Here is a 12,838-nt window from a genome sequence, read left to right as displayed (position 1 = left end):
GAAGGGCTTTTGCAGCAAATCCGGGCGGCGCTCAGCCTTGTGCGGCAAGGGATTGTCGCCAGCGCAGCCACGCCAGATGCGCAGCCGGCAGCAGCAGCGGCGGGCCGTACAGCAGCAGGCCGAAGCCCTCCGCGCGTTCGGTCAGCCCGACCACCACGCCCAGCACGACGGCGGGAATGGCCGCGAAGGCGCCGAGCAGCAACAGGCACCACCACACCCGGCCCATGGCCTGCAGGCCCGATCGGCCCTGCAGCAGGAAATCGGCGCCGATACGCACCCAGGCGACGATGCCGAGTGCACCGGCCGCGCCCCAGCAGACCAGCAGCAGCCGGCTCAGCAGGCGGGTCTCCTGCATCAGGCCGGCGTACACGCCGACCAGGGCCACGATGCCGCCCAGCAGCAGGCCGGGCAGGCCGAACAACACAGGGCCAGTGCGAGCTGCAGGCGTTTGTGCAGGCGCTCATCCATGTGCGTTGCTTCCTGGGTGCCGGGGTCAGAGCCCTTTTCTGCGAAAAGGGATCCGACCCCTGCTTCGATCTGGATGCCCGGGGTCGGATCCCTTTCCGTCAGGAAAGGGCTCTGACCCCAGGATCAATCAACCGTAGACCGGGTACTTGCGGCACTGCGCGCTGACGGCGTCGCGCACGCGGGCGATGACGGCGTCATCGGCCGGGGCGTCGAGCACGTCGGCGATCCAGTTGGCCAGGTCCACGCAGTCCTGTTCGACGTAACCACGGGTGGTCACGGCCGGCGTGCCCAGGCGCAGGCCCGAGGTCACGAACGGCGAACGCGGATCGTTCGGCACCGAGTTCTTGTTGACGGTGATGTGGGCCTTGCCCAGCGCGGCTTCCGCGTCCTTGCCGGACACGTCCTTGCCGATCATGTCGACCAGCATCAGGTGGTTCTGGGTGCCGCCGGAGACGATCTTGTAGCCACGCGCGATGAGCGTGTTGGCCATCGCCTGGGCGTTCTTCACCACCTGCTGCTGGTAGGCGGTGAAGCCCGGCTCCAGCGCTTCCTTGAAGGCCACGGCCTTGGCGGCGATGACGTGCATCAGCGGACCGCCCTGGATGCCCGGGAACACCACCGACTGCAGCTTCTTGACCAGGTCTTCGTCGGCGCCCTTGGCGACGATGATGCCGCCGCGCGGGCCGCGCAGGGTCTTGTGGGTGGTCGAGGTGACCACGTGGGCGTGTTCCAGCGGGCTCGGGTAGACGCCAGCGGCGACCAGGCCGGCCACGTGGGCCATGTCGACGAACAGGTAGGCACCGACCTTGTCGGCGATGGCGCGGAAGCGCGCCCAGTCGATCACCTGCGAATAGGCCGAGAAACCAGCCACGACCATCTTCGGCTTGTGCTCCAGGGCCAGGCGCTCGACTTCGTCGTAATCGATCAGGCCCTGGTCGTTGACGCCGTACTGCACGGCGTTGAACAGCTTGCCCGACGCGTTGACCTTGGCACCGTGGGTGAGGTGGCCGCCGTGGGCCAGGCTCATGCCGAGGATGGTGTCACCCGGCTGCAGCAGGGCGAAGTACACGGCCTGGTTGGCCTGCGAACCGCTGTGCGGCTGCACGTTGGCGTAGTCCGCGCCGAACAGCTGCTTGAGGCGGTCGATCGCCAGCTGCTCGGCGATGTCCACGTATTCGCAGCCACCGTAGTAGCGCTTGCCCGGGTAGCCTTCGGCGTACTTGTTGGTCAGCTGGCTGCCCTGGGCCTCCATCACGGCCGGGCTGGTGTAGTTCTCGCTGGCGATCAGCTCGACGTGGTCTTCCTGACGCTGGGTTTCGGCGGCGATGGCCTTGGCCAGTTCGGGATCGTAGGTTTCGATGCGGACGTCACGCGGGAACATCGGTTACTCCGGCAGGCAGGGAAAAGGGGGTACGGCACAGCCCCTGATTGTAGCCCCGTGGCGGCCTGCCGGGGCCGAAAGGGACGGGGCCGGATCCCCGTGGAGGAGATCCGGCCCCGTATGGTTTTGCCGGTGGGCTCTGGGGTCAGAGCGCTTTCCTGCGGAAAGGGATCCGACCCCGTCAGCGACCCCGTTGCCTGGATGGGGTCAGAGCCCTTTCCTGTGGAAAGGGATCCGACCCCGTCAGCAACAGACTCAGCGGCTGAGCACGTACTGGGCGATGACGCCGGTGGCGATGGCCACCAGCAGCATATTGCCGCGATCATCCCGGATCCACTGGTGGCCGTACGGCGGGCGACGCAGGTGGTAGCGCGGGTAGTCGTTCACCACGTAGACCGGGCCGCGGTAGTAATCGCGGTAGCGGTGGCCGACCTGCCAGCCGTAGCCCGGGCCCGGGCGATAGCCGGGGCGGTAGACCACGCGCGGCGGCGGCGGTGCCGGATGGTAGTAGCGGCGGTCATGGTCGCGGCGCCAGTCACGGCGCGCATCGCGGCGGTCGCGTTCGTAGTCGCGGCGTGCCTCGCGGACGTCATGGCGGTACTCGCGACGATCGTCGCGGCGGTCTTCGCGCCACTCGCGGCGGTCACGGTGGTCGTTGTCGGCAAAGGCCGGGGTGACGGCGCCCAGCGCCAGTACAGAGGCCATGGCCCCGGCCACGATAAGGGTGATGCGCATGACAGACCTCTGTTGAAGTGGATGGTGATGTCCATATTGCGCAAGCGATCTGAACGGTTTCCGGCTGGAAACGCTTCCCGCTGACGCGTTCCACTCAGTATTCAGCCTTCGGCCAGCCCCACGGGGCCCCGGCAGGCGCGGCCGCGAACCGGTTCCGGCTATAATTGAGGGTATTCCATTCAGTCTGTGCCCGCTGTCGTCCGGGATCTTCCCGCTGACGGACGGGTGCAGGGCCGCGCCCCTACGGAGACCTCATGTCCTCGCAATACATCTACACCATGAACCGCGTGTCCAAGGTGGTCCCGCCCAAGCGGCAGATCATCAAGGACATCTCGCTGTCCTTCTTCCCGGGCGCGAAGATCGGCCTGCTGGGCCTGAACGGCGCCGGCAAATCCACCGTGCTGAAGATCATGGCCGGCGTGGACACCGATTTCGAGGGCGAAGCCCGCCCGCAGGCCGGCATCAAGGTCGGCTACCTGGCGCAGGAACCGGAACTGGACCCGACCAAGACCGTGCGTGAAGCGGTGGAAGAAGGCGTGGGCGAAGTGCTGCAGGCCCAGGCCGCGCTGGAAGCGGTGTACGCCGCCTACGCCGAGGAAGGAGCCGACTTCGACGCACTGGCCAAGGAACAGGAGCGCCTGGAAGCGATCCTCGCCGCTGGCGATGCGCACACCCTGGAAAACCAGCTGGACGTTGCCGCCGATGCACTGCGCCTGCCGCCGTGGGATGCCGTGGTCGGCAAGCTGTCCGGTGGTGAAAAGCGCCGCGTGGCACTGTGCCGCCTGCTGCTGCAGAAGCCGGACATGCTGCTGCTCGACGAACCGACCAACCACCTCGACGCCGAGTCGGTGGAATGGCTGGAACAGTTCCTGGCGCGCTACACCGGCACCGTCGTGGCGGTCACCCATGACCGCTACTTCCTGGACAACGCCGCCGAGTGGATCCTGGAACTGGACCGTGGCCGCGGCATTCCGTGGAAGGGCAACTACACCGACTGGCTGACCCAGAAGGATGAGCGCCTGAAGCAGGAAGACAACCAGGAAAAGGCCCGCCAGAAGGCGATCCAGAAGGAACTGGAGTGGTCGCGCCAGAACGCCAAGGGTGGCCGCACCAAGGGCAAGGCCCGTCTGGCCCGCCTGGAAGAGCTGCAGTCGGTCGATTACCAGAAGCGCAACGAGACCAATGAAATCTTCATCCCGCCGGGCGAGCGCCTGGGCAACGCGGTGATGGAGTTCAAGAACGTCTCGAAGAAGTTCGGCGACCGCCTGCTGTTCGACAACCTGAGCTTCCTGGTGCCGGCCGGCGCCATCGTCGGCATCATCGGCCCGAACGGTGCCGGTAAGTCGACCCTGTTCAAGATGATCACCGGCCAGGAAAAGCCGGATACCGGCGAGATCGTGGTCGGCCCGACCGTAAAGCTGTCCTACGTGGACCAGAGCCGCGACGCGCTGGAAGGCAACCACAACGTCTTCCAGGAAATCGCGGGCGGCCTGGACATCCTCAACATCAACGGCATCGAGATCCAGTCGCGCGCCTACATCGGCCGCTTCAACTTCAAGGGCCAGGACCAGCAGAAGATGGTCGGTTCGCTGTCCGGTGGTGAGCGTGGCCGCCTGCACATGGCCAAGACCCTGCTGCAGGGTGGCAACGTGCTGCTGCTCGACGAACCGTCCAACGATCTGGACATCGAAACCCTGCGTGCGCTGGAAGATGCGCTGCTGGAGTTCCCGGGCAACACCTTCGTCATTTCGCATGACCGCTGGTTCCTGGATCGCATCGCGACCCACATCCTGGCGTTCGAAGGCGATTCGCACGTGGAGTTCTTCCAGGGCAACTACCGCGAGTACGAAGAAGACAAGCGCCGCCGCATGGGCGACGACGCCGCGCCGAAGCGCCTGCGCTTCAAGGCGCTGAAATAAGAAAGGAAGAACGGCCGCGCTCTGCGCGGCCGTTCTGCATTCTGGTAGGTCACCACCGTTGGTGGTGACGGAAGGCGTACCGACCAACGGTCGGTACCCACCACCAACGGTTTGAGATTTCCCCATGTCCCTGTTCGAACGCCTGTTCCAGCTGCAGCAGCACGGCACCACCGTGCGCACCGAGCTGCTGGCCGGTGTCACCACCTTCCTGACGATGTCCTACATCGTCTTCGTCAACCCGGAAATCCTGAGCACCACGGGCATGGATGCCGGCGCCGTGTTCGTCGCCACCTGCCTGGCCGCCGCGCTGGGTTCGGCAGTGATGGCACTGGCAGCCAATTTCCCGGTAGGCATGGCGCCGGGCATGGGTCTGAATGCGTTCTTCGCTTTTACGGTAGTGGGCGCGGCCGGCCTGCCGTGGCAGCAGGCGCTGGGCGCGGTGTTCATCTCCGGCCTGGTGTTCCTGGTGCTGTCGCTGACCGGCGTGCGCGCGTGGCTGGTGGCCGGCATTCCGTCGTCGCTGCGCTCGGCCATCGTGGCCGGCATCGGCCTGTTCCTGGCGATCATCGCGCTGCAGAAGTCCGGGGTGATCGTCGGCAACGAAGACACCCTGGTGGCGCTGGGCCCGCTGAACACCGCACCGCCGCTGCTGGCGCTCGGCGGTTTCCTGCTGATCGCGGTGCTGGAAGCGCGGCGCGTGCGCGGTGCCATCCTGATCGGCATCCTCGCCGTCACCGGCGCCGGCTGGGCGCTGGGTGACGTGCAGTACCACGGCCTGGTCTCGCTGCCGCCGAGCCTGGCACCGACCTTCCTGCAGCTGGACCTGCCCGGCCTGCTGCACCACGACGGCGGCGCGCCGCTGGCGGTGCTGCTGCAGGTGGTGCTGGTGTTCGTGCTGGTGGAAGTGTTCGATGCCACCGGCACGCTGTACGGCGTGGTCGGTCGTGCCGGCCTGCTGAAGCTGCCGGGCGCGCAGAAGCGCTTCGGCCGTGCGCTGCTGGCCGACAGCACCGCCATCGTGGCCGGTTCGCTGCTGGGCACCAGCAGCACCACCGCGTTTGCCGAAAGCGCCTCGGGCGTGCAGGTGGGTGGCCGCACCGGGCTGACCGCACTGGTGGTGTCGGCGCTGTTCCTGGCCGCGCTGCTGTTCTCGCCGCTGGCGGCGATGGTGCCGGCGTATGCCACCTCCCCTGCCCTGCTGTTCGTGGCCGGCCTGATGCTGCGCGAACTGGTGGAAGTGGACTGGAGCGACCTGACCGAATCGGTGCCGGCCGCGCTGTGTGCGCTGGCGATGCCGTTCACCTATTCCATCGCCAATGGCCTGGCGTTCGGCTTCATCGCCTACGCCGCGCTGAAGGCCGGAACCGGCCGCTGGCGCGAGGTGCACCCGGCGGTGTGGCTGGTGGCGACGCTGTTCGTGCTGCGTTACGCGTTGGAATAAGAGATCGAGGTTGCCGGCCAGCGGCCGGCACTACCCGCGGTGATCAATGCCGCGGCTGCAGCTGGCCGTCGGCGCCGAAACGCCAGCGGCCTTCGGCCCAGCCGAGGCCGAACAGGCTGAGCATCTGCGTGTAATAGACCGGCGTGGCGGCGCGCTGCTGAACGGCGCTGGGCAGGCTGTCCTGCAGTTGCCGGGCCAGCGCGGTTTCGCCCTGCGCCAGCAGGTAGGGCAGCAATGCCGCACGGAAGCCGTCATTGCCCTCGCCCTGCCCTGCGCCGCTGCGGGTATCGATCTTCTCCCACATCGCCGCACCGCTGCGGAGGCGCTGCAGCGGGCCGGACAATGCCTGCGACTGGCGCTTGAACAACGGGTCGCGCGGTGCGGTCATGCCCGCCCAGGTGTAGCAGCGGATGGCGTCGTAGCTGCCGACCGCACCGTTGACCGGATCGGCCACGAATGCCCCGTTTTTCCATGCAGCCCAGTCGGGCGCGAAGCCGTGCGGGCTGCTCTGCTGCAGCAACGCCACGGTGTTGCCGGCCAAGGCTTTCCACGGGCCGTCGCGATCAACAGCGGCAAAGCGGCGCAGCAGTGGCAGCGGCAGGTAGCTGGGATTGACCCGGGTGACCCCGTCGGCCACGAACCCGTGCGGGCCGGGCAGCAGCATCGGGCCCAGCCCATCAAGGTCGGCGATCTCGCGCTCGCGGACCTGCGCCAGCATGGCCATGGCGATGCGCTGATAATCCGGCATGCGCCACAGGCGCGCCGCTTCCAGCAGGGCATAGGCCAGCCACAGGTCCGAGTCGGATGCGGGATTGGGATCCAGCACCGACCAGCCTCCCTTGCCATCGCGGCCCCACAGCCAGGCTGGCAACCGCGCGGCCATGTCGCCACCGGCGAGGTTGTCCTGGGTCCAGCGCAGCACGCGCGCGAAGCGCTCGGCATCGTTGGCCACCAGCGCGAAGAACAGCGCATAGGACTGGCCTTCGGAGGTGCTGCGCTGGTCGGCCTGGGTGCGATCGATCATGCGACCGTCCTCACTCAGGCTGCTGTCGCACAGCAGCTGCCAGGCCGGCCAGCCACGGCGGCCATCGTTGGCGGCGCAACCGGGTACGGCGATGGACAGCAGCGGCAGTGCGGCCAGCGCCGCCAGCAGGCGGCGTCGGGAGACCGTAGCGACGAGCGGGGTGGCGACAGGCGGCATCAGCATCTCCAGGTGCAGGAGCCGGGGCAGGCACCGGCCGGGCTGCAGGTATAGCGCAGGCAGCGGGCACGCGGCGTGCAGGCCTGCGTGCCCGACCCGCCCACGCTCAAGGCCCGCCGCTGTACGGCGAGCGCAGCACCTGCGGGCGCATGCCCAGGCCCGAACCCAGGCGGTCGAGCAGGAAGCGCAGGTACAGGCTGGTGCCGAACTGGCGGTAGTCACGCGCGTTGTTCAGCTCCATCCGGCCGCCCAGGAACAACTGGCTGGACAGCTGCCACTCGGCGGCGGCGCTGAGGTTGTAGGACACGCCGGTCTTAGTCTGGCCACTGTAGACCGGCGCCACGTACTCACTGGTCAGCCCGAGCAGCGCAGCCATCGACGCGGCGTCATAGGCCGCCTGCTGCAGGGCAGCGTCGGTGGGGAAGTAGTCAGAGGCCTTTTCCTCGAAGTGCTGCACGCCGACGCTGCCATCGACCTGCCAGGCCAGCCGCGCGCGTTCATTGCGGCCGTTCCAGTGCACGGGGAAGCCGACATCGAGATAGCGCTGCGGGCTGAAGTAGCCACCCTGCCCGTAGGTGAAGCCACTCAGGTTGCGCTGGTACTGCAACGCGGTGACATTCAGGCCAGCGGTGAGCGACTGGTTGCTGGTTTCCAAAGCGTGTACGTACACGCCCAGGCCAACTTCGCTGCGTTCGTTGTTGGCCACATTCTCGCCCTGCAGGCGATGCCAGGACAGGTTGGCGTAGCCACCGATGAGCCCGTTGTCGAGCGTGCCGCCGATCTTGGCACCGGTGGCGGTGACGCCGCCCCAGCGCTGGCCGGTGCGGTCGTCCTGTACGCCGGAGAAAGCGAGGACGCTGTCGGTGACGGCGCGGCGCGAGGCTTCACCGGTCCAGGTGAAACCATCGCCGATGCGGCCTTCGTAGGCGACGCCGCCAACCACCTGGTTTTCCGAGAAGCCCAGCGGCGAGGTGCCGACATCCGCGCGCAGGCCGCCGCGCTGATAGCCCACCGAAATACCGGCGCCCGTCGCATCCTGCGCGGACATGCGACGCGCGCCGGCGGCGTTGGCCACCATCGCATACAGCGTATCCTGGAAGGTGATCGGACTCTGGCCGCTGTTGGCACCGCTGGCCAGTGCCTTCAGCTGTGCCTGTTCGGCGCTGGTCAGTCCGCGCGACAGGCCTCCGTTGTTCAACAGCTGGGTCGCGATCTGGCTGATCGGCGTAGTGCCGACATCGCGCGACAGCAGGTACGCCGGCAGTGGATCGGCAAACAGCAGTGCCAGTGCCGCCGTTCGTCGTTCGGCGGCGGTCAGGGCACCATCGGTCTGGTTGTACAGTTCCTGGTAGCGACCGGTATCCAGTGCACGCTGTTCGATCAGGTTGCGCGTGGCGTTGCTTTCACCACGGGTCAGCAGGGTCTGGTAGAGCGAAGAGCCCACCAGATCGTCCACCGGAGTACGGTCAGCGGCCAGTGCGCCGGCCAGCGCCGCCTGCGGGCCACCGCCAAAGCGGCTGGCGTCGACATACGCGGCATCCGGTTGCCCGGCATCGAGCACGACCGGGGTCACGGCCACGATCAGCTTGCCATCGCCCACCGCGAAGCGGGCCTCCATCGGCACCTGCAGATCATCCAGCTTGCCTTGCCCGGGTTCGCCATCGCGGCTGCGGTAACTGGCACCGACGGCCAGGCTGCTGCTGTTCTCTGCCGTGAGGTCACGCAGTTCGGCCAGCACGGCCTGGTTGCCGGTGCTGCCGGTGGCGGCCTCGGTACGGCGGCTGCGGCTGGACTGGCCAGGTACCGGCAGCGCATCGAGCTGCGCCGTCGCCGTGCGCGCGCTGACCGGCTCGGGCAACCCGGACGCATCGAACAACGGCCCCTGCACGCTGCTGCGCGGCAGGCCGCTGCTGCCGACGGGCGCGGCAGCGGCCAGCGCATCGACCGCCGCTGGCAGTGGCAGGTCGTCGCTGCGCAGGGCACGGCTGGCAACGCCGCGGTTCATGCCGGCGAACGGGTTGAACGCACCGGCACCGCCGGCCAGCGCTGCGTTGCGCGAACGCGGCATGCCGGCGTCGGCGTAACCGGACTGGCGCGCGGCAGCAGCCAGCGAGGCCTTGAAGTAACTTTCGGCGCGACGGTTCTTGCCGGCGGCGCGGTAGACGCGGCCGGCACCGGCCAGCACGTCGGGTGAATCGGGCGCCTTGGCCAGCGCCTGCTGCAGGTAGGCCTCGGCGGTATCCATGTCACGCAGCGAGGCGGCACTGCCGGCGGCGGCGACCAGCGCATCGACATCGCCGGGACTGCGCTGCAGCTGCTGCTGGTACAGCGCCAGCGCCTGGCCATGATCGCCGGCGGCGCTGTACAGCCGCGCAAGTGCGGCGATGTTGCGTGGGTCGTCGGGATGCTCTGCCAGCGCCGGGGCCAGCACGCTGTAGGCCGCTTCCAGGTTGCCCTGCTCGCGCAGCGCATCGACCTGGCGCAGCACGTAACCGGAACGCAGATCCTGCAGGCGCGCCTGCTGGGCGGCATCCAGCTGGACCTGTCCCAGCTGGCGCAGCACGGCGGCGACTTCGCCATCACGACCCGCGCGCAGCAGCACCGAAGCGTACTGCAGGCGGGCCTCGTTACTGGGGTTGTCCCCCTGCAGCAGGCCGCGGGCGAGCGTCATTGCGCGTTCGCTGCTGCCGATGTCTGCATAGGCACCGGCCAGGGCCGCCACCAGTTCCGGGTTCTGTGCCTGGTTGCCGAGCGCAGCTTCGGTGCGTGCCAGCAGCAGCTGCGCTTCACCGGTGCGCTGGCGCTGGGCCAGGCTGCGCGCCTGCGCACCCTGCGCCTGCACCAGGGCCACGGTGCGCAGCGCCTCGACCTCGGCCGTGCGCGCGTTGGCCGGGATCTGCTCGAGCAGCGTGAGCATGCGCGGCCACTGCTGGCGTTCCTGCGCGAACAGCGCCTGCGCCTGCAGCGCCTCCACCGACCCGTCAGTGCCCGCAGCAGCCAGCTCGGCCATGACCCGGTCGGCTTCGCCGACCTGCCCCATGCGCTGGTACAGGCGCGCCAGTTCCAGACGCAGCCAGGGATCGTCAGGCTGGGCCAGCAGCGCGTCCTCCAGTTCCACCTGCGCCATCTGCAGGCTGCCAGCGGCGATGGCTTCCTGCGCGCGGGCGCGGGCCAGGTTGGCGCGCAGCACGGCACGGCCGCCGGCCTTTTCCTGCTGCGCGGGGGTCATGCGCTCCATCATCACGGCCGCTTCTTCGGCGCGGCCCTGGCGGCCAAGCAGGCCCACCAGGCCCTGCAGTGCACCTGCGTTGCCGGCCTCCAGTTCCAGGGCCTTGCGGTAGCTGCGTTCGGCTGCAGCGGGGTCAGTGCCTTCCTGCAGCTGCGCCAGCGCCACATAGCCGGCCGGCTGCTTCGGCTGCAGGCTGATGGCCTGCTGCACGCGCGCCAGTGCATCGGCACCGCGCTGCCCGCGCACCTGCTGCAGGGTCAGCCAGTAACGCGCACTGTCGGCGGCACTGCGCCACTTTCCATCGCGGGCCACGGCCTGCTTGAGCAGTTCATTGGCCTCTTCAAAACGTTCCTGGCGCAGGCGCACCGAGCCCAGGCCGCCGAGTGCACCGGCATCGCGCGGACGCGCGCGCAGCACCTGGGCGAAGCGGCTTTCCGCCTGCGCCAGCTGGTTGTTGTCCAGCGCGCGGAAGGCTTCACCGAGCAGACGCTGGTTGGGGTCGACCGCCGCAGCGGCAGTGCTGGCCTGCTCGCGCAGCTGGCCCGCCTTGGCGGCCACTTCGCGATCGTTCGGCTGTGCGGCCAGGAAGGTCTGGTACAGCGGCGCGTCGGCAGGACCTGCATTGAGCCACAGCAGCGCCTGGCGCCACGCCGCCCGGGCGGGGCCACCGGTGTCCTGGCGCTGGCTGAGCGCGCTGAGCTGGCTGATGCCATCGCGGCGGCTGGGCTCGCGGTAGGTCAGCACCTGCGCCAGCGCCAGCCGTGCCGAGGGCGTGTCGTTGCGACCAACCAGTTTCTGCAGGCCATCGCGCGCGCGCGCCCAGCCTTCCGGGGTGCCGGCCAGAACCTGGTAGTACTCCAGCGCAAGATCGTCCGGCGGCGCGCTGCCGGCGAACGCCTTGTCGTAGCTGCGCACCGCATCGACATAGCGGCCGGCCGCCGCTGAACGGCGCGCGGCCTGCAGCGGGTTGTCACCGCCACCGGAACCTCCGCCCAAGGCCAGCCGCAGGCGCGCGGTCTGCGGCGCCTGCGGGTGGCGTGTATGCAGCTGCTGCAGGCGCTTCTGTGCTTCGGCACGGCGTCCCTGGTTGAGGTCGATCAGACCCAGGCCGAGCAGCGCATCGGGCTGGTTGACGTCGGTAGCCAGCAGCTTCCGCCAGGTATCGGCTGCCAGGTCTTCACGGCCCTGGTCGTGCCAGTAGTTACCCTGGTTGACCAGCTGCTGCACCGAGGCGCTCTGTGCCCAGGCTGGCGTTGTCAACACGCACAGGTCGAGCAGGCCGACCAGGCACAGCGGCTTCAGGTGTTTGCGGAACATGGGTTACTCCAGGCAGGCAGCAAGCGCCCGTCGGCGGAAAATCGGAAGCGTCGGTCCATCCAGCCTTTGCCGAACAGGACCAGTGAACGCTCGTAATAATTCAGATCGGTAGCCGCGTGTACGCGGGCCTGCTGCGCTTTCAGCAGCGCAGGCTGCGCGGATGCCGCCAGGTAAGGCAGCAGGGCGGCGGAAAAGCCGGCCGGCGCGGTGCCGGTGCCGACGCCGGTCCGGACCTGGATCTTCTCGGCCAGCTGTCCCTGCTCACGCAGCATGCCCACCGGGCCGGACAGGGCCTGCAGCAGACGGCGACGCAGCGGGTCGGCGTTGTCGACCATGCCCGCCCACAGGTAACAGCGGATCGCGTCGTAACTGCCCAGATCGCCCTTGTCTGCGTCGGTGACGAACGCACGTCCGTTCCATGCGACCCAGTCGGGCGCGAAGCCGACCGGCGCGCTGGCTTCCACCAGCGCCACGCTGCGTTCGGCCATGCGTGCCCAAGGTCCCTTCGCATCGACTGCCGCAAAACGGCGCAACACGAACAGAGGCAGGTAGCAAGGGTTGAGCGTCCAGCGATCGGCATGGATGAAGCCGGCATTGCCAGGCAGCAGCATCGGGCCGAAGCCAGGCAGCTCGGCCACTTCGGCCTTGCGCATCAGCGCCAGCATCTGCCGGCCGGCATCGTGCAGGCCCGGGCGATTCCACAGCCGCCCGGCTTCCAGCAGGGCATAGGCAATCCACAATTCGCCATCGGACGCGGTATTGGGATCCAGCACGCGGAACTGGCCGGCCGCATCACGGCCCCACAACCACGCGGGGAGGTTCAGGTCGGGGCGGCCGCCGCAGAGCTGGCGACGGGTCCAGCCGAGCACCCGGTCAAACAGCACCGGATCGTTGTCGACCAGCGCGAAGAACAGCGCATACGACTGAGACTCGGAAGTACTGCGCAGATCCTTGTTGAGGAAATCCACGACCCGGCCATCGTCCTGCACATGCTTCTGCACGAAGCTGCGCCATTCCCGCCATGGGCCCGCGCAGCGCGGCAGGCTGACCGCCTGCACGGCCGCCGGCAGCAGTGCCATGCCCGCCGTCCCGGCCAACAGCTGCAGGAAACGGCGACGTGCTGCACCGTGAACAACAATGGCCATGC

8 protein-coding genes are annotated in these 12,838 nt (G+C 68.4%); 2 read left to right on the top strand and 6 right to left on the bottom strand.

What is annotated here, in order from left to right; all coding sequences use genetic code 11:
• Nucleotides 1–31: 31 nt before the first annotated feature.
• The 3 genes from C1925_RS03365 to C1925_RS03355 form a co-directional block, all read right to left on the bottom strand.
• Complete coding sequence (locus tag C1925_RS03365; protein WP_159097466.1) at nucleotides 32–424, bottom strand: hypothetical protein; 393 nt, start codon at nucleotides 422–424, stop codon at nucleotides 32–34.
• Between the two features lie 171 nt (nucleotides 425–595).
• Nucleotides 596–1,849: a serine hydroxymethyltransferase gene (gene glyA, locus C1925_RS03360; RefSeq protein WP_079220605.1), complete on the bottom strand. Its 1,254-nt coding sequence runs from the start codon at nucleotides 1,847–1,849 to the stop codon at nucleotides 596–598.
• 255 nt (nucleotides 1,850–2,104) lie between these two features.
• Nucleotides 2,105–2,584 (bottom strand): RcnB family protein, encoded by a 480-nt coding sequence (locus tag C1925_RS03355; protein ID WP_108767700.1) that lies wholly within the window; start codon nucleotides 2,582–2,584, stop codon nucleotides 2,105–2,107.
• Between the two features lie 254 nt (nucleotides 2,585–2,838).
• Between C1925_RS03355 and ettA the strand changes: the two genes are divergently transcribed.
• Nucleotides 2,839–4,503 (top strand): energy-dependent translational throttle protein EttA, encoded by a 1,665-nt coding sequence (gene ettA, locus C1925_RS03350; RefSeq protein WP_108767699.1) that lies wholly within the window; start codon nucleotides 2,839–2,841, stop codon nucleotides 4,501–4,503.
• Between the two features lie 124 nt (nucleotides 4,504–4,627).
• Entirely contained in the window at nucleotides 4,628–5,944 is a 1,317-nt protein-coding gene (locus C1925_RS03345; protein WP_108767698.1) for an NCS2 family permease, read from the top strand.
• A gap of 43 nt (nucleotides 5,945–5,987) precedes the next feature.
• On the opposite strand, the gene bcsZ (C1925_RS03340) is transcribed toward C1925_RS03345, so the two are convergent.
• The 3 genes from bcsZ (C1925_RS03340) to bcsZ (C1925_RS03330) all read right to left on the bottom strand — a co-directional run bounded on the left by bcsZ (C1925_RS03340) (nucleotide 5,988) and on the right by bcsZ (C1925_RS03330) (nucleotide 12,836).
• Nucleotides 5,988–7,145, bottom strand: coding sequence for a cellulose synthase complex periplasmic endoglucanase BcsZ (gene bcsZ / locus C1925_RS03340; RefSeq protein ID WP_108770602.1), 1,158 nt, complete (start codon nucleotides 7,143–7,145; stop codon nucleotides 5,988–5,990).
• 106 nt (nucleotides 7,146–7,251) lie between these two features.
• Complete coding sequence (locus C1925_RS03335; protein WP_108767697.1) at nucleotides 7,252–11,691, bottom strand: cellulose biosynthesis protein BcsC; 4,440 nt, start codon at nucleotides 11,689–11,691, stop codon at nucleotides 7,252–7,254.
• Entirely contained in the window at nucleotides 11,673–12,836 is a 1,164-nt protein-coding gene (gene bcsZ, locus C1925_RS03330) for a cellulose synthase complex periplasmic endoglucanase BcsZ (RefSeq protein WP_108767696.1), read from the bottom strand. The genes C1925_RS03335 and bcsZ (C1925_RS03330) overlap by 19 nt, the downstream gene beginning before the upstream one ends.
• Nucleotides 12,837–12,838: the final 2 nt, after the last annotated feature.

The sequence above is a fragment of the Stenotrophomonas sp. SAU14A_NAIMI4_5 genome (assembly GCF_003086795.1).
In the GTDB taxonomy this organism is placed as follows: Bacteria; Pseudomonadota; Gammaproteobacteria; order Xanthomonadales; family Xanthomonadaceae; genus Stenotrophomonas.
Note: the sequence above shows the minus strand (reverse complement) of the source record. Positions and strands in the feature narration are given on the sequence as shown.

Excerpts from the sequence above, each read along its gene's own strand:
- bcsZ (WP_108770602.1), bottom strand. The coding sequence starts at position 7,145 with ATGCCGCCTGTCGCCACCCCGCTCGTCGCTACGGTCTCCCGACGCCGC.
- C1925_RS03345 (WP_108767698.1), top strand. The coding sequence starts at position 4,628 with ATGTCCCTGTTCGAACGCCTGTTCCAGCTGCAGCAGCACGGCACCACC.
- ettA (WP_108767699.1), top strand. The coding sequence starts at position 2,839 with ATGTCCTCGCAATACATCTACACCATGAACCGCGTGTCCAAGGTGGTC.
- C1925_RS03335 (WP_108767697.1), bottom strand. The coding sequence starts at position 11,691 with ATGTTCCGCAAACACCTGAAGCCGCTGTGCCTGGTCGGCCTGCTCGAC.
- glyA (WP_079220605.1), bottom strand. The coding sequence starts at position 1,849 with ATGTTCCCGCGTGACGTCCGCATCGAAACCTACGATCCCGAACTGGCC.
- bcsZ (WP_108767696.1), bottom strand. The coding sequence starts at position 12,836 with ATGGCCATTGTTGTTCACGGTGCAGCACGTCGCCGTTTCCTGCAGCTG.
- C1925_RS03355 (WP_108767700.1), bottom strand. The coding sequence starts at position 2,584 with ATGCGCATCACCCTTATCGTGGCCGGGGCCATGGCCTCTGTACTGGCG.